The 18,292-nt window shown below is 28.0% G+C and carries 14 protein-coding genes; 3 read left to right on the plus strand and 11 right to left on the minus strand.

The features are described 5' to 3' along the window. Positions 1-89 precede the first annotated feature (89 nt). The 5 genes from KGF38_RS07660 to KGF38_RS07680 form a co-directional block, all read right to left on the minus strand. A complete protein-coding gene (locus tag KGF38_RS07660; RefSeq protein WP_074178811.1) occupies positions 90-1,823 on the minus strand; it encodes an Eco57I restriction-modification methylase domain-containing protein in 1,734 nt (577 codons plus the stop codon). A gap of 39 nt (positions 1,824-1,862) precedes the next feature. Beyond that, positions 1,863-2,261 carry an RrF2 family transcriptional regulator gene (locus KGF38_RS07665; protein WP_054271333.1) on the minus strand — a complete coding sequence of 133 codons (399 nt, stop codon included), beginning with the start codon at positions 2,259-2,261 and terminating at the stop codon, positions 1,863-1,865. After that, complete coding sequence (locus tag KGF38_RS07670; protein ID WP_074178810.1) at positions 2,258-3,811, minus strand: putative bifunctional diguanylate cyclase/phosphodiesterase; 1,554 nt, start codon at positions 3,809-3,811, stop codon at positions 2,258-2,260. Before KGF38_RS07670 ends, KGF38_RS07665 begins: the two co-directional genes overlap by 4 nt. Before the next feature lie 320 nt (positions 3,812-4,131). Continuing rightward, positions 4,132-4,956 (minus strand): N-acetylmuramoyl-L-alanine amidase family protein, encoded by an 825-nt coding sequence (locus tag KGF38_RS07675; RefSeq protein ID WP_079770251.1) that lies wholly within the window; start codon positions 4,954-4,956, stop codon positions 4,132-4,134. Between the two features lie 146 nt (positions 4,957-5,102). After that, positions 5,103-5,747, minus strand: coding sequence for an undecaprenyl diphosphate synthase family protein (locus KGF38_RS07680; protein ID WP_054271335.1), 645 nt, complete (start codon positions 5,745-5,747; stop codon positions 5,103-5,105). Between the two features lie 138 nt (positions 5,748-5,885). Here KGF38_RS07680 and KGF38_RS07685 point away from each other — a divergent pair, with 138 nt between their 5' ends. Continuing rightward, on the plus strand, positions 5,886-6,356 hold the full coding sequence (locus tag KGF38_RS07685; RefSeq protein ID WP_054271336.1) for a DUF4358 domain-containing protein: 471 nt from the start codon (positions 5,886-5,888) through the stop codon (positions 6,354-6,356). A gap of 104 nt (positions 6,357-6,460) precedes the next feature. On the opposite strand, the gene KGF38_RS07690 is transcribed toward KGF38_RS07685, so the two are convergent. From KGF38_RS07690 to KGF38_RS07705, 4 genes are all read right to left on the minus strand, one after another. Further along, entirely contained in the window at positions 6,461-7,723 is a 1,263-nt protein-coding gene (locus tag KGF38_RS07690) for an MFS transporter (protein WP_074178809.1), read from the minus strand. A 74-nt stretch (positions 7,724-7,797) separates the two neighbouring features. After that, a complete protein-coding gene (locus KGF38_RS07695; RefSeq protein WP_074178808.1) occupies positions 7,798-9,171 on the minus strand; it encodes a M20 family metallopeptidase in 1,374 nt (457 codons plus the stop codon). Positions 9,172-9,384: 213 nt separating this feature from the next. Continuing rightward, positions 9,385-11,508: a sigma-54 interaction domain-containing protein gene (locus KGF38_RS07700; protein ID WP_074178807.1), complete on the minus strand. Its 2,124-nt coding sequence runs from the start codon at positions 11,506-11,508 to the stop codon at positions 9,385-9,387. A 21-nt stretch (positions 11,509-11,529) separates the two neighbouring features. Continuing rightward, positions 11,530-12,318 (minus strand): HAD family hydrolase, encoded by a 789-nt coding sequence (locus tag KGF38_RS07705; protein ID WP_054271341.1) that lies wholly within the window; start codon positions 12,316-12,318, stop codon positions 11,530-11,532. A gap of 368 nt (positions 12,319-12,686) precedes the next feature. On the opposite strand from KGF38_RS07705, the gene KGF38_RS07710 reads away from it, so the two are divergent. Together KGF38_RS07710 and KGF38_RS07715 are read left to right on the plus strand one after the other, a co-directional pair. Further along, positions 12,687-13,643 carry an LCP family protein gene (locus KGF38_RS07710; RefSeq protein ID WP_054271342.1) on the plus strand — a complete coding sequence of 319 codons (957 nt, stop codon included), beginning with the start codon at positions 12,687-12,689 and terminating at the stop codon, positions 13,641-13,643. Between the two features lie 285 nt (positions 13,644-13,928). Then, positions 13,929-14,894 (plus strand): LCP family protein, encoded by a 966-nt coding sequence (locus KGF38_RS07715; RefSeq protein WP_054271343.1) that lies wholly within the window; start codon positions 13,929-13,931, stop codon positions 14,892-14,894. Positions 14,895-15,085: 191 nt separating this feature from the next. Here KGF38_RS07715 and KGF38_RS07720 read toward each other — a convergent pair whose 3' ends face one another. Next, a complete protein-coding gene (locus tag KGF38_RS07720; protein WP_074178806.1) occupies positions 15,086-17,200 on the minus strand; it encodes a cell wall-binding glycosyl-hydrolase Cwp19 in 2,115 nt (704 codons plus the stop codon). A 300-nt stretch (positions 17,201-17,500) separates the two neighbouring features. Next, positions 17,501-18,205 carry a C40 family peptidase gene (locus tag KGF38_RS07725; RefSeq protein WP_227832281.1) on the minus strand — a complete coding sequence of 235 codons (705 nt, stop codon included), beginning with the start codon at positions 18,203-18,205 and terminating at the stop codon, positions 17,501-17,503. Positions 18,206-18,292 lie beyond the last annotated feature (87 nt).

Consider the following 18,292-nt stretch of genomic DNA (forward strand, 5'->3'; position numbering starts at 1 on the left):
ATCTTTAATGTTTTTTATATGGTTAACTTTTTATTCAAAATTTAGATAAATAATTAACATTCCGTGATTTTCTTTATATTTACAGATGCTTATATACCCAAAGAATTCATTATTAAGTTATCCATTTTTATCTGCAATCTTTCTATCTTTTCTTTATCCACAGAGTTGTTTAATAAAATTGATATTATTTCCTTTGACAAACTCTCTATCTCTTCATAATTATTATCTCTAAAAATTCTTATCTTCATAACCTTATTAGGATAGTAATCGTATATGTTTTTACTCATCTTTTTAGCAGTTATTTTAAAGTATTTATCATAAATGCTAGAATTTAAGATTCCAACTAGATATTCATATGAAAATTTATCTAAATATTCTTCTTTTATGAAAAAAGAATATACATCTGCACTTGAAAAGTTATTATCATAATCTATAGCAAATCTATTTTCTTTTGATTTATAAGGATACATTATTTTTTTTCTTTCGAAGAAAAGCTTTTCTCTTCCCCATTGAAGTTCATACCATTTCCTTATTCCATTTTTACATTCTCTTCTGTTTTCTAGCTTTGACTTGTATATTCCTATAATCTCATCAAGTATTTTCTTATTTTTTTCTTCATCTTCTATATCATTTGAATATATTAACCTATATTCACTTTTATCTACTATATATTTATTTATATTTTTACTTTTTATCCAACACTTTAAAAATTTATCATCCACAAGGTTCAATTTTACATCATTTTTACTTAAAATAAATGCCTTATCACAACCTGTGATTATTCCTTGAAAACTTATTGCTATATCTTCCAAACTATAGTTGCATTTTTCTTGTATCTTATTATAAAAAACTCCATCAGCTTTATTTACAAGTATCCATTCATCAGACAACAAACTTTGATTTATACTAAAATAATCAAAGTTACTACTATTTAAAAGTTCTTCTAGTGTTTCAAATTTATTTATACATATATCCTCATTTTTTATTTTAAATACATCTATTGATTTCTCTTTTGATTTTTTCTTATCAAAAGTAAGTATACAACTAGATACCCCTATATTTTTAAATATATTTGCACCTAAAAAATCTACTACTTCTTTAACTCTAACATTTGATTTAATATATTCTCTTAAATCTTTACCCGATAGACTTTCTAAAAAATATCTTGGAGTTATAACACTACCAGTTCCTCCTTGTTTCAAAATGTCTATAATCTTTTTATAGAAACAAAAATACAAATCAGCTTTATCTTTATAAACTTCACTGTATTTTTCTAGGAGAAATTTTTTATATTTCTTTTCAAGTTTTTTATGACCAATATATGGCGGATTACCAATTATATAATCAAACTTATATCGCCAGTTCTTTTTAAGGCTATCACAACAAAATAGATTAATCTTTATATTAGATTCCTCTAAGTCATTTATTGCCTTTTTGTTTATTAAGCTGTCTTTTAATATATTTATAGCTTTCTCATCAATATCAGCACCATATATACAATAATTTAATATATGATTGTGTATATTATCAACAGTCCAATAAGCCTCATCATACTTCTCTTTTAATTCATAGATATTTTCCTCGAATAAGTCATATAAAATATCGTATACTTCCAAAAGAAAATTTCCACACCCACAAGAAATATCGAGTATTCGTGGGTATGGATTTTTAATTATATCGTGATTTTTTAAAGTTTTTTTTACAATATAATCGACAATGATTTTAGGAGTATAGTATATTCCACTTGCTTTTTTAGTATCTACATCTAAACTATTCTCATACTCTTTAGACAGTAGAAAATTATCTTGAGATATATCATCCATAGCTGAAAACCTCCAATTATTATCATAGCTGAAAATTTATTATTCTAGTATTTGTCTTATAGATTTTCTTGATAAAAGTTTATAGATTTCTTTTTCTATTTCTAGTAACTCGCGATTTACTTTGCAACCTTTTAAGCAATTACTGCAATTGGATACATATCTCGTACATTTATTTATATATATTTTTCCATCAATTAATTCTACAATAGTTCTTAAACTTATTGTATCCAATGATACATTTAACATGTATTTCTTGCCATCTTCTTTATTAAGAGTAAGTACATTATTTGCACAAAGTTTTCTAAGAAGTTTATACAGTGTTAGTATTGGTATATCTTCACTTTTTAATATTGTTTTAACATCTATTGGATTATCTTCCCCATTGTTAAATATAGCTCTTATAATTCTTATTGAATAATCTACATCTTCTGAAATCATTCTTCCGCCTCCTCAACTGCCATGTATCTATCTAAAAGAGTATCTTCTAGATTTACATAATTTCTGTCAGTAAGAATTCTTTTATAACTAATCTCATCTAAAGGCTTAAAATAGATGTAACCTTGTATTAAATTGCATCCCATTTCGTTTAAAACTTTAACCTGCTCCATATCCTCTACACCTTCACATATAACAGTTAAGTTCAAATCTTGTGAAAGATTAACAATTGCTTTTACCATAAACTTTGTCTTTGTATTTGTGACTATATCCATTATAAGCGACCTATCAATTTTTATAACATCTAGTGGTATCCCCTTAAGATTAATAAAATTCGAGTTGCCTACTCCAAAATCATCTAATGATATATCTATACCTAAAGATTTAATCTCATAAAGCCTCTCACTTATAAATTTTACATCTCTTAGTGCTGTTGTTTCTGTAACTTCTATTTCTATGAGTTCTTTAGGCACATTATATGTATTAAACATTGATTTAAAAAAATCTACTAAATCATTTTTGTATAGTTCCACCCTGGAAAGATTTATTGAAACTGGTAAGACATTTATACCTTCTGAAATCCAATTATCAATAGTAACAAATACTTCTTGAATTAGCCATCTACCAATATTATTTATCAGACCACTTCTTTCAGCTATAGGAATAAACTTATTTGGTCCAACCATACCTAAAGACGGATGTATCCATCTTATTAATGCCTCTGAACCTATAATTTTACCTGTACTCGAATCAACTTTGGGTTGATAATGGATTACAAATTCCTTGTTCTTTATAGCTAAGAATAAATCTTGCTCTATTTTCATAAGTGATTGTATTTCTTCTTCCATTGCAGAATCAAATTCTACATATTCTATATGCTTTAGTCCTTTTGACTTAATCCTTGCCATATCAGCATTGTCCATAGCTTTTTTTATATCAACTTTATCATCATTAAATCTATAAATTCCAATTGATGCCTCAACATTTATATTCATTTTAAAACTATCAATCTGACTTAATGTCACAATTTTATTCCTAATGAGATTTACCAAATAAGGAATCTTTTGTTCTCTGTCTTCAAGCTTTATTATTAATATAAAAACATCGCTTTTTAGTTTTCCATAAATAGCCTCTTCACCAAAATAACTTTTTAGATTGCTTGAAATATTATCTAATACTTCATCCCCTAACTCATAACCATATATATCATTTATAAGCTTAAGTCTACATAAATCAAAACAAGCCATAACACAGTTTTCTTTCTTATTGCTAATAATATAATTTTGAATATGTTTTAAAAAGTTCTCATCCTTAGTAATATTCATAATCTTATCTGAATTATTTACTATTTCTAAATTAATTTTATCCTCATATAGCTTGATTTTAAGATACGAAATAAATATATTTATAGTAAATAATATTAATAAAAGTAAAATTAATACCTTTATATATATCCCAACATGCCTTGTGAGTAAAACTATTCCCAAAATTCCGATTATGATAAAAATTATTTTATTTAAACTGTAAATTTTTGTCATACTATTCTTATTCATATAAATTCCCCTATATTATTTTTAAATTATCTTACAATCAAACTTTTTCTATATTAATTATAAAGCACAATTGATAGTAAATCAATGTAAGTTAACATCACAAATAAATAACTATGTTATATTAAATTTACTTTCTTAAATTTCATAAATATTTACTTTCTTAACAAAAAAACTATGAGATTAGATATATGTAAAATAGTTTCTAATTTCATAGTTTTTCAATTCAAATAGTATTTTTTGATACAATTCAACAGAATAAATTTAATCCAAAGTATACAGTTTCATATTTAAGTAAATCCATACATAAACATGAACTTAATTTATTTTTTCCCTTTAGAATCTAAGTATGAAAGTATACCTTGAACAATACCCTCTGTAAGTTGGTCTTGATATTTTTCATTTATTATTTTTTGTTCTTCTGATGGTGTCGTTAAAAAACCACACTCTATCAATATAGCAGGCATATCTGATTCTCTAAGTACTTCAAAGTTGTTTTCAACTATACCTCTATCCTTTACTTTAACATAGGATGATATAGTACTTTGCACTGACTGCGCAAGATCTTTTGAGCCATCTGTAGCTTTATTCCTATACCAAGTTTCTATACCTGTTGCTGAATTTCCATTTTTCTCTGCATTTAAATGGATAGAAACAAGCACATCAGCAGAACTATTTTTCGCTAGATTAACTCTATCCATCAGCGATACATATGTATCATCAGTTCTAGATACTACAACTTGAATATCTTTCTGTTTAGCTAATTTATTTGCTAATTTCTTTGAAATTTGTAAATTTAGGTCTTTTTCATATCTGTTACTAGTCTTACTTTGGGTCCCTTTATCATTTCCTCCATGACCTGGGTCTATGAATACAGTATATTTTTTATTTTTATTTTCTTCTTCATTGCCAAGATCAAATTGCTCTGACTCAACGTTTTGTTGTTGGTTAGTTTTATTGCTTTTATCCATCCCTTTTACTAAAGCCACTACACCTTGAGTAACTTTAAATGCAATAAATAAAAATAACATCGTAAAGCAAACCAACACTACTAATTTTTTCTTATTTAATTTTCTTTTTTTTCTATTCAGATGGCTAGTATTTTTAGATTTGTTTCTTGAATTATTGTTATTATTGCTTTTTGACATTTTTTCACCCTTCTTGGTATAAATTTTCACATTTTTTTATAATATTAGTGTTATTTTTTCATAATATTAGTGTTATTTTACCACCAAGAAGGTTTTTTTTCAATAATTTAAAACATTCTACAACCTAAAACATCAAAATTCTCTAATTATCCACCTAAAGTAACATCTTGTGTATCATACCAGCTAAAGGCATCTTTTATATCATCACCTCTAAAATCTGGCCAATAATTATCTATAACATAAAAGTCTGCATAAATCGATTGCACAGGTAAAAAACCGCTTAATCTTCTTCTTCCACCCCATCTGATTATCAAATCTAATCTTGATACATCAAATGACTGTATGTAATCTTGTATGTTATTTTTATTTACATTTTCTACTCCTGATATATTATTCAGGTCCCAATACCAACCATAATTTACCAATAGATTTGCTTTTATCTGACCTTCCCTAGCTTGGATTCTATTAGTATATGGTAATAATTCTTCTGGAAACATTGGAGATTTCGTATTTCCAACAACTAATAAAGCTGCACCCTCATCTATTAATATATTTGCAGCATCAATACATGCTTTTGTAAAAGCTTTTGTCTGCACCGATGGACGTCTTGTATTGTCAGTTGTAAATCCATAAAAAGTTACTTCTTCGCAACCTAAATCTCTACATAATCTATAAGATTCCAGTCCAGGATTTATTCCACTTTCATATCCTCTATCTTTTGTCATACCATTTTGACTCGCCCATCTTCTATTTCCATCTGGGATAATTCCTACATGTTTTGGTACTCTCATTTCTAATCACCTCTTAATAGGTATTATTATCAAAATATTACATTATTAATCAAAACTGTAACATTAAATACATTTATTTTTATATAATTATGTAGTAAACTAATTTAAGATAGAGTTTAAAAAACTTGGAGGTTTATCATGAAAAAAATTTTAATATTGTTTTTTTCGATAATCTTATCATTTGGAATGGTTAGTTGTTCTTCAAGTGGTGATTACAAAAACGTTTCTACATCGAAAATTGAAAAGTCATTAAAATCTTCTGATTTACTTGTAAAAGAATCAAAAGTCTTTGATGCAAAGGAATTTAACTATTTCAATGATGTGGAAGAGGACATCATTCAAGGTTTTGTAATTAATTCTTCTGAAAAATTATCTCTAGAAGATATTATCGTCATAAAAACTGACGATGTAGATAAAATCTATAAAACTCTAGAAAATTATAAAAAAGACATGATACAAGCACCTTTTGGAGAAGGACATGGAGAAAAAAGCAATTCTGAAATAGCAAATAATACTATAGTTGAGAAAGCAGGCAGATATGTTTATCTAATTTCTGCTGAAAATGCCTCTCAAATAGAAAACAAAATACTGAGTATAATAAAAAAATAAATATCATTATTGATGTTTATTAAATATCAATGTAATTTTTATATAAATAAATTTATTTTATTAAAAATTACATTGATATTTTTTATTTGTTTAATTAGTATAATTTAAACCTCTTTTAGCTTTTTCTTTTTTCCTAAAACTAGACTTATTAATATCAATCCAACCATAATTACAGTCAATACCAAGTATGTCATCCATGCTAATGTATATCCTCCAGACATATCATATAGTTTTCCTGTAACAGCTGAACCTAAGGCTGCTCCCAATAAAACTACTGCATTTACTACACCAACTATTGTTGAATAATCTCTTTTGCCAAATATCTCTGATGTGATAAGAGCAGGTACAATAGTTCCCATACAGTTTCCAATTCCCCAACATATAATAAATACTATTATAGCTGGATACTTACTAGCAAATAATAGAGCCAATACCCCTAGAAATACTTGTAATCCAACAAATATAACACCTTTTTCACATCCAACTTTATCAAATACATATCCTAGAAGTATTTTGCCTAATATAACTACTCCCATGTTTATAGATATAACACTTGCTGCAAAAGTTGGAGAATACCCTATATCAGTCAAATAAGATGCAATATGCATTTGTACTCCCATAGCTATTATTGTAATCAAAATTAATCCTACAACCATAATCCAAAATATTTTAGTTTTTATAGCATCTCCAAGCATGATTCCTTTTACAGAATTGTCTAAAACGTTTTCAGAAGAATTGCTATATCCATATGGCAATAAACCTTTATCACTTGGTTTTTCAGACATAAATATCAAAACTACTGGTATAGTTGTGACTAATATTATTATTCCTAACACTAAATAGGATTGTCTCCAACTGTAGTTTAATATTATATAGTTAGCTATAGGATTAAATATCATACCACCTACTCCACTTCCCATAAAAGTTAAACCTAATGCTAGACCTCTTTTTTCTACAAACCAATTGCTTATTATTATTGATAGAGGAGTTAGAGTTGTCATACCTAACCCCAAGCCTGAAAATATACTCATTAAATAAAAAACATATATACTGCTTGCATATGAATATCCTATATAACCAATTCCTGCTAACACACACCCTACAAGAATTATATTTTTTAGTTTAAATTTCTTTGCTAATTTCCCCATAAAGAGCGCTATTACCATGGTAGACAAAGCAATTACTGTATAATAAAGAGAAAACTCAGACCTAGAAAAACCTAGGTCTTCTGTTACAGGTTTTATAAATAAACTTGCACAATTATTTACTATTCCATAAACAGATATCATTAGTATTAAGCCAGCAAATACAACTAACCATCCTCTAAAAAACCCTTTTTGTGAATTAGATATATTATTTGATTCCATTTTTTACCCCCCAATTTTAGTGATTTTAAGATTAATTTATTATTTAAGGTATAATTCTATTTTTAAAATAAAGATTATACCAATGGTTTATATTCAAATCCATCCAAAGATTTTGTAAACTCTTCTTTTGATTTTTCAAGCTTTTCTCTGTCCATCAAGATATCATATGCAGAACAAGCAAGCACTTTCGCTGCACTTAACATTGCTTCAAAACCTACATTAGAACCAGATGATGAACAAGCTTGCCAAGTATGTGCTGCTGTACCAATAGGCCATGCCGCCATAGCAAATTGTGCAGTTGGTACTATATAGCTTATATCTCCTACATCAGTTGAACCAGATACATTTTTGTATTTATAATCTTCAAAGTCAGCAATATCATCATGTAGATATTTTTCTACTATATTAAGATTTCCTTGAAATGAAGTTGCTACATTTCGTCTTTCTTCTTTTGTAATTGTATTTGCTAATTTGTGAGCAAAATCTAAATCTTCATCTTTAAAGTTCGGTGCTCCTACCAATCTCATATTCTCAGATACAACATCTGTCAAACTTTGATTAGGTAAATAATCATACATTGCATCTATAACTTCATATTCCATTTCTGTTTCTGTCATCATCGCTGCACCTTTAGCAACTTTTACCAATCTATCAAGAGTACTCTTTACATCTGATGCTTTTTTACCTCTTAAGAAATACCATGACTCTGCATAACCAGGAACTATATTTGGTCTTTCTCCTCCATTAGTTATTACATAGTGCATACGTATAGAGTCCAGTATGTGTTCTCTTAGATAATTAGCACCTACATTCATAAGTTCAACTGCATCAAGTGCACTTCTACCAGTATGTGGAGATTGTGCTGCATGAGAAGTAATTCCTTTAAATCTAAATTTCATAGAAAAATTTGATAAACTAGTTGGTCTCCAAGGGCTATTTACATCAAAAGGATGCCAGCTAAAAGCGCAATCTATCTCTCTAAAACATCCTTTTTTATACATATTACATTTTCCTACTCCACCTTCTTCAGCTGGACATCCAAAATATTTTATAGTTCCTTTGATATTATCCCTCTCCATAACTTCTTTTAATGCTACTACTGCTCCTACTCCTCCTACTCCCAACAGATTATGACCACATCCATGACCTGGAGCAGATTCAGTTATAGCTTCTTTAATTAAAGATACTTTCTGAGATAATCCTGGTAAGGCATCATATTCTCCCAATATCCCTATGACAGGTCTACCTTCTCCAAACTCTGCTACAAAGGCAGTTTCTATTCCTTGCACAGTATTTACTCTAAATCCACTTTCTTCTAAGTACTTCTTTTGTACACCGCTTGCAAAATATTCTTCATATGAAGTCTCAGGATTTTCCCAGATTCCTTTTGCCATTTCTACTAAATCTTTTTTATGTTTATCAACACAACTAATTAAATCATTTTTCATATTTAAAACCCTCCTAGGAATAATTATTTTTTACTTGTGACTTACTATATAAGCAATGATTGTGCCAAGTAAGTAGATTTTAATCTCAGTAAGTCTTGTAAGACTTACAAACACTCTTTTTTAAAATTTTAATTATCCTGATTAAATAAATAATATTGTAAACAAAAAAAATAAATGGGATATCATTAAATCGATATCCCATTTACTTTCTATTTATAAGTTTTTAGTAACCCATTTCTCCCCTTTTTCTTCAAGATGACTCCCATTTCTCCCAATACTCTTTCCGATATATCCCTCTGACTCTAAAAAGTTCATAATTACTCTAACACTATGTTCACTTGAATTTACATTGTTTGATTGTAATTTCTTTACTATCATTCTTCTTCCACAATTTTCTTTATATAATATCCTCATAATCTCACATGCTATAAGATTATCTCGATGGCTTAAGTTCTCAAAATATACATTATAAGATTTTTCTATATTATCATTAACTTCAGAATCTGTATCATTAAGCATGTTATTTTCATATGCTCTGTTTTGATTATTGTCATATGTATTTAAAGTAAATTCTTTATCTTCAATATACTTATTTTGGTAAGAATCTTTATATATCATAGGCAAATCATCTATTGTAAGTAATTCACCACCAAAGTTTCCAACATATTCAATACAATTTTTTAATTCTCGTACATTTCCATCCCAGTTGTATTTGTACAGAAACTTTCCTAATTCGTCATCGATTTTTTTATAAGGATATCCCATATTTGCTAAAAAATAATTACATAGCACAGGTATATCTTCCTTTCTCTCTTCAAGTGGAGGTATACTGAGTATACAAGTACTAAGTCTGTAAAATAAATCTTTTCTAAAATTACTGGAATTTCTAAGTTCATCTATGGTCTTATTAGTAGCAGCAATTACTCTTATATCCAATCTAATTTTTTCATATCCACCAATTTTAACTATTTCCTTTTCTTGCAGTACTCTTAAAAGCTTCACTTGAAATAATTGACTTGTATCTCCTATTTCATCTAAAAATATAGTTCCGCCATTAGCTATTTCAAATAAACCTTTTTTACCCTGAGACCTAGCCCCTGTAAAACTTCCACTTTCATACCCAAACAATTCACTTTCAAGTAGTTCATCTGGTATTGCTGCACAATTTATAGATATAAATGGTCGATTCCTTTTATCTGAACAATTATGAATAGAGTGAGCATATAACTCTTTTCCTGTTCCTGTCTGACCTAATATCAGTACTGTTGAATCTATTTTAGCGTATTTTTTAGCATATTCTATAACTTCTTTATTCTTCTTAGAGTTTCCCACTATATCATCAAACGTATATTTAGCTAAATAAGATTTATTTATCTTTCCAGTATTTCCTTTATATGCTTCAAACACTTCATCTATAAATATAGACTCTTGATAATTTTTACCCATAAAGTTTATATTGTTTTTACTGACTATAAATTCCTTATTTAAAGTTTTATCTGAGTAATATATATTCTTTTTAAGATTTGTACGTTTAAATAAGTTGTATATATTTAGTAGTGGCTTAATTGTACTTAAATTTTTTCCTATATTACTTTCCTTTATATTAAGTAATTTTCTTGCATAGTCATTATATAGCTCTATAGTTTTATCTTGATTTAAAATAATCATCCCTATTGGTATTGAATCAATTAAATGTCTCACTCGATTTTTATATTTCAAATCTTCCATTATAGATTTAATATCAATCTCATCTTCACTATATACATTTTCTTTCACTACTTTTAACTTAGATGATACTACACTTGGGTCTACTTCTAGTCTCTCCAATATTTCTAAATATCCATTATATACAATTTCTCTCCAACCGATATCAATAAAATTTGTAACAAAATCTGGTGTATAAAAAACTTCTCCCAAATAAACTGCTGTATCTACATTTTCTATATGCACACCAAACAACTCTTTGTTATATGGTATAAATTCAATGTGATTTATCCCTAACTTTTTTAGTATTGCTATACATTCTAATGTATATATCCATTCAGGAGTTATAATGAGAACCCTTTTTCCTTTTGGAATTTTACTCAACTTTTCCACTGCATCTTTAGTATACATAGTTTTTACTAAAACTAATTTTTCTTTATTTCTCTTTATCCATTTATCTACTATCTGTTCATCTAAATAATTCATTGCTACTATAACATCACAATTTGACAAGTTTGAATCTTCTATATCATAAGCCTCTATTTTTGCAACATCTCCCAATACATTTTCAAGTTGCAATTTATATGCTACTTTTAACTTATCATTTATACCAGCCAAAATAATCTTTTTCATTTAGACCCCCACTATAAATGGCTATCCTATTTTCATGACCTCTTTTATCTTATCTACAACACCATTCTCAGTATTTCTTTTTGCTCTAAATCTAGCAATTTCTTTTAAATACTCATTTGCATTTTCCATGGCATAACTATGATAAGCACTCTTCATCATTTCTACATCATTCAATTGGTCGCCAAATACCATAGTTTCTTCATATTTTATATCTAGCATTCTTTGTACTTTTTTTATGGCACTTCCTTTATTTGCACCTTTTGCAGTTAAATCAAGCCATTCTACTCCAGAAATACATACCTGAGCTCTATCAGAAAACTTTTCAAAGTAAATACTATTATTATGTTCTGCACCTTTGAAGTCAAATACGGCTATCTTTAATATATCTCCTTCTACTTTAGTCAAGTCATCTACAACTTTAAACTTTGCATAGTAAGTACTAACTTCATCTATAAAAGCTTCATCTTTACTTTCTATATAAGCGTATTTTTTACCACTCATTACGATTTTCTTACCTTCTATACTTCTTGTTGTCTCTATAATTTCATTTACTAATTCTTTGTCCAAAGGATTTGATAATATTTCTTTTCCTTTATATACCACCAATGTTCCATTTTCTGAGATAAACATCATATCATCTTTTATATCTTCAAATTTCTTTATAAGATTCTGATACTGTCTACCACTTGCAGCTGAAAACATTATCCCTCTCTCTCTTAATTTTTCAAATACTTTATAAAATTCTGGATTTATTTCGCTCTTCTCATCTAACAAAGTTCCATCTAAGTCTGTTGCTATTAATTTTATCATACATTTCCTCCCCCAAATTATATAATTTATGATTATTTTTTATTATTTTTTATCAGTTTAAATTTTCAATTCCTATTATACACTAAAAATTTTAAATTACAATTTGCTCATTTTGTAAGTTGATATAAGTACATCTAGGAAAATATTTTTTTCAATATGTACATCTATTTATAAAAATTTAAGTCATAATATAATTATATTCCAAGGAAATTAATAATAACTACACACTTTCTTCTTTAAAACATTATAAAAATAATTATATTATGACAAACTTATGCTAATTTATTGTGTTTTTTATTGCTTATGTAACAAATTTTTAATATAATTAACTGTGTGTAATTAAAAAATTTAGAAAGTAGGGGATATTATTGTCAGGACTCAAAAAGTTCGTTATATTTCTAGCCCTTTTAGTTATAGCATTTCCTGTTAGCATATATGGATATGTTTTTACTAAACTAAAAACTATCCAAGATGATAGTATAAATACAGAGGCGCTTAGTAGTAATGACTATAAAAATGAAGAAAGTATCACAAATATATTATTATTAGGTACAGATGCAAGACCAGGAGAAGAAGTTTCTCGTTCAGATGCCATGATGATACTGACTATTGATAATAAAAATAAAAGCCTTAAATTGACTTCATTAAATAGAGATACTTATGTTAATATACCAGGACATGGAGAGCAAAAACTAACACATGCTTATGTATATGGACAAGCTAACTTATTGATAGAAACTATAGAGGAGAACTTCGAAATTGACATACAAAACTATGCTGTAGTTGACTTTTTCTCTTTTATGGATATAGTCGATGCTTTAGGTGGAGTAACTGTTACTGTTGATAAGAGTGAAATAAGAGAATTAAACAAGTTTATACCTGAAACTTATAAGTGGAATAAAAGTGATGACAAAGGTTCTCTTAAATATATAAGAAACTCAGGTGAGCAAAAACTAAATGGATACCAAACACTTGCATTTTCTCGTATAAGAAAAAATGATAGTACAGACCAAAGAGATAGAAGACAAAGAAGTGTTATACAAAGCTTAATAAATGGTGTTAAGGATTTACCAGTTACTAAATATCCTAATCTAGTTAATACAATACTTCCATATGTAAAAACTAATATGAATCCTAATGAAATAATATCTTTAGGAAAAGATTTGTTGAGCATAGGAAATTTAAACCTTAAATCTATGGAATTCCCTCTTTCTACTGAAAATGGTAGAAAAATAGGTGATGCAGGCTATGTAATTCCTTTTGAAGAATATGAATTAGACGCAATGCATGATTTTATATTTGAGGACATTATGTTGGAAGAATAAGTATTTATCTAAAACAAATCAATAATTTTATAGTAAGTACATACCTCTCAAATGCAAGTTTCTTTGCAATTGTGAGGTGTGTTTTTATTTTAAAATATAAATTAAATTTTTTTAATATATTACATATACTTTTAATTATATATAAATTGACAAATTTTCTTATAAATTATATCTTTGTCTTTTTTTTGTAACTGAAACAAGTATTGAATATATCTCAATACTTTAATATAATTAAGTGTATGCTATTAAAAAATATACAGGAAAAAGAAGAAAGAAGGGGTACTTTTGTCAAAATTAAAGAAATTTGTTATACTACTGGCTTTCTTGGTAGTAATATTCCCTATAAGCGTCTATGGATATTTTTATTATAAATTATCTGCTATTCATGACTCGAGCATAGATAGTAATTTGTTAAATAATAATGACCATAAAAATGAAAATGGAATAACTAACATACTACTTATGGGAACAGATGCTAGACCAAACGAAGATTCTTCAAGGTCAGATGCTATGATGATACTTACTATTGATAACAAACACAATGATATCAAACTTACATCATTAGCTCGTGATAGTTATGTAGACATCCCTGGTCATGGTAAACAAAAACTTACTCATGCTTATGCTTATGGACAAGCTGATTTATTAATACAAACAATTGAAGAGAATTTTAATATCGATATTCAGAATTATGCTTGTGTTAATTTCGAATCATTTATGTATATAATTGATGCTATTGGTGGCGTTGAAGTTACCATTGAAAAAGGTGAAATACAAGAATTAAATAAATTTATTCCTGAAACTTATGGTTGGAATAAGAGTGATGATAAAGGTAGCATACAATACATTAAAAAATCAGGAGAACAAACTTTAAATGGATACCAAGCATTATCTTTTGCACGTATCAGACACAACGATACAGCTTTTGCTAGAGACGGCAGACAGAGACAGATTATACAGGCTATAATCAAGAAAACAGAAACTTTACCTGTCACTAAATATCCAGGTTTATTAGATGCTGTTCTTCCATATGTTAAAACTAACATGAAACCTAATGCGATACTTTCTTTAGGAGCTCAAGTTTTAAAAATGGGCGACTTGAATGTTAAGCAATTTGAATTCCCTATTGATGATGAAATTCACAGTACAGGTGGTATATATGGAAAAGCTGGATGGGTTCTGAGATTTGACCCAGATACATTAGACATATTACATGATTTTATATTTAATGATATAGAATTTAAAGAATAAGAAATTTAACATAAAGTTTATTGTAAATATAAGATTAAACATAAAAAAAGAACTATATCACATAATTATCTTCAAGTCATTATGATACTTGATTATAAAGTGTATATAGTTCTTTTTTATTTTCTAGTTTATATCTATAATCCTCATTTTATCTTAATAAAAATAGTCTGTATTTCAAACAAATTTTTCTATTACTTAACTAAGTTTAAGAAAGTATTTAATGAAGTTTGATTTATACCATCACCTGCTTCATATACTAGAGTCGTTTTCTTAGGCTCTAAGGCAGTTTTCTGAGCAGATGTTACACTATTTCCAAGCATAACTACTGGTGATTTCAATTTAGCTGCTAAAGGACCTGATGTTAAAGCATCTACTAACTGATTACTTTTACTTACAAACATTGATGGATATTCAGCATTTGGATAGAATTTTTGTATTACTTTTCCATTTGTTTCTTCTCTATTTTCTCCAGCTATTCTATTTTTAGATACATCATTTGTAATAACCTTATCTAATTTATTTATTACTGAATCAGATATACTTAGATTACCACCTATAAAATAAGCATCCTTTACTTTTAAGTCTGATATCCAGTTGTAAACATCATCACTTACATTATCTTTTGATACTAATACTATTGGTTGCTTTTCCTCTCCTGCTTTTGAAGCTATAGAAAGAGAATCGGCTTCACCTGTACCACTTGTTATATATAATTTTTCTACTGGATTAGTTTTTACTAATTCCTTTGCTATTAATAAAGATGTACTATATCTATCTGAACCGCCAACTCTATTTATTGACACATTTGATAGTGTATCCTTTATTTCATTCTCAACTTTATCTCCAATAGAGTTATTTCCTCCTATTAGAACAACTTTGCTTGGATTAAGTCTTTTTATCTCATCCTTAGTAGATGTTGGTATATTATCCTTATTTACTAATAATATAGGAGCATCATTTGCTGTAGCAAGTGGTGTTGATGTTATACCATCAACTATAGAATATCCATTTACTAATACTACTGTATCTGAATTTGTAGCCCAACCTTTTTTACTTATTGCTACTGCTGTATCATATCTTTCATTACCTCTTAATTTTTCCACTTTAACATTTGATGGTGGAGTAACTGGTTCTTCATTACTACTAGAATATAAACTCTTTAAATCATTTTGTATAGAAGTACTATTTGCTATATCTTTAGCTGAAAAATACATACTACCTTTTATTTCACTATATTTTCTATTTAATGTTACTTGTTGTACTATTTCTTTTGCTATATTTTGTCCATTATAACTTGATTGACCTTGCTTATATATACCTTGTCCTATGTATAAGTCTACGTTTGTTCCTTTTACTTCATTAGCCCACCATGCCACTAATTTAGAGTAATCTGCAGCTTTAAGACCAATTGGCCAATAAAGTTGTGGAACTACATAATCAACTAATCCTTGTTTTATCCAAGCTCTTGTATCTGCATATGTACCTACATAACTTTCATTACCTGATGTATCTGAACCTGTTGGGTCACTACTCTTATTTCTCCATATACCAGCTGGACTTACACCAAATACAACATTAGATTTTATACTCTTTATAGATGCTTTTACATCTCTAAGTAGAGTATTTACATTTTCTCTTCTCCAATTGTCTTTATTCTGTCCATTTCCATATTTCTGATATGTTGCATTATCATTGAAACTTTCTCCTGGATAGAAGTAATCATCAAAATGAACACCATCTATGTCATAATTCTGAACAACCTCTGCTATACTATCAACTATGTACTTTCTAACTTCTGGCAAACCTGGGTCATAGTAATACTTATTTCCATGTTTAATTACCCAACTTGGATTTTTCTTTGCTGGATGGTTAGCTGGTAATTTATCAATACTCTCATCTGCCATAGTTATTCTGTATGGATTAAACCATGCATGAAATTCCATACCTCTTTTATGTGCTTCTTCTATTAAAAATGGTAATGGGTCATATCCAGGGTCTTTACCTTGTGTCCCTGTAAGATATTCAGACCATGGATTTATATTTGATTTATATAAAGCATCTGATTTTGGTCTTACTTGAACCACTGCTGTATTTATCCCTGAACTTTTTAATTTGTCTAATAAATCTGTGTATTCCTTTTTTTGCTTGGCTTCATTATTTTTAGTCTTAGGCCAGTCTAAGTTATAAACTGTAGATATCCAAGCAGCTCTCATTTCCTTATCATTTGATGAATCAGCAAATGAACTTACACTACACATTGTAAGTGTCATTATAAGTGATAATACTAATATACTTATTTTTTTCATTTCATCCCCCTTAATTTCTAAAATTTATTTTTTTTTACAATATACTCCTTACTAAGTATATCTAAAATTCATATTATCTGTCAAATATTGAATAATATAGTTAAAATTTATATTTAATATTTGATTATAATATAAGATAATTTATTATAAAAAAAACAGCAAAGAAATTTATCTTCTTTGCTGTTTTTATAACGTTCATTGCTATTTTAATATTACTAACCGTTTCAATATTTATGTAAAACATCAAATGTAACTCTACATACTTAATGTTAATATTCAATCCTATGTAAATCTATATTATTATTGTAAAACACGTGTAGCAGTTATAAGTCTTCTTCCATAATTTGTTCCTGGAGCCATGCTAGTAACTTTTACTACATCTCCTGTTTGTGGTGAATGTATGAATTTAGAATCTCCTACATACAATCCAACATGATTAATTGAACCACCTGAACCAAAGAAAACTAAATCTCCTGGTTTTAATTCTGCTCTTGATACTTTCTTTCCTACTGTTGCTTGTGATCTTGATACTCTTGGTAAATTAACTCCTGCTCCATTTTTATAGACATAAGAAGTGAACCCAGAACAATCAAAAGAGTTTGGTCCAGTTGCTCCCCATCTATATGGCTTACCTTGTTGCTTAAATGCTAAGTTTAAAACATTTTGTACCTTTGCATCTACATTTCCACCTTCAATAGTTAAATAGTCTCCATTTACCCATCCTGTAACATTGTCAACTGTTTTTATTTTAAGCCATCCATTTGAATGTAATTCTAAAACCTCAACTTTGTCTCCTGTGTTTATCTTTCCTACTACTGAGTCATTTGCACTAGCTCCACTTCTCATATTTAAGAAATCACATTGGTCTACTGTTGCAGTCATAGGTGAATTAGTTAGCTCTGCCGCACTAGCTGTTATTGCTCCTGCTTCTACTGTGACAACTCCTGCTATTAACACCATAGCTATAAATTTTTTTAATATATGTTTTTTATTTTTAATATTCATCATAATCTCAAATACCTAATCCTTTCGAAAATTTAACATTTTGTTCCTTCGTTTCCAATTCCTAATTAACATTCTAACTTACATCAA

Origin of the sequence: Clostridioides sp. ZZV14-6387 (assembly GCF_020657835.1) — a bacterium.
Lineage (GTDB): Bacteria > Bacillota > Clostridia > Peptostreptococcales > Peptostreptococcaceae > Clostridioides > Clostridioides difficile_A.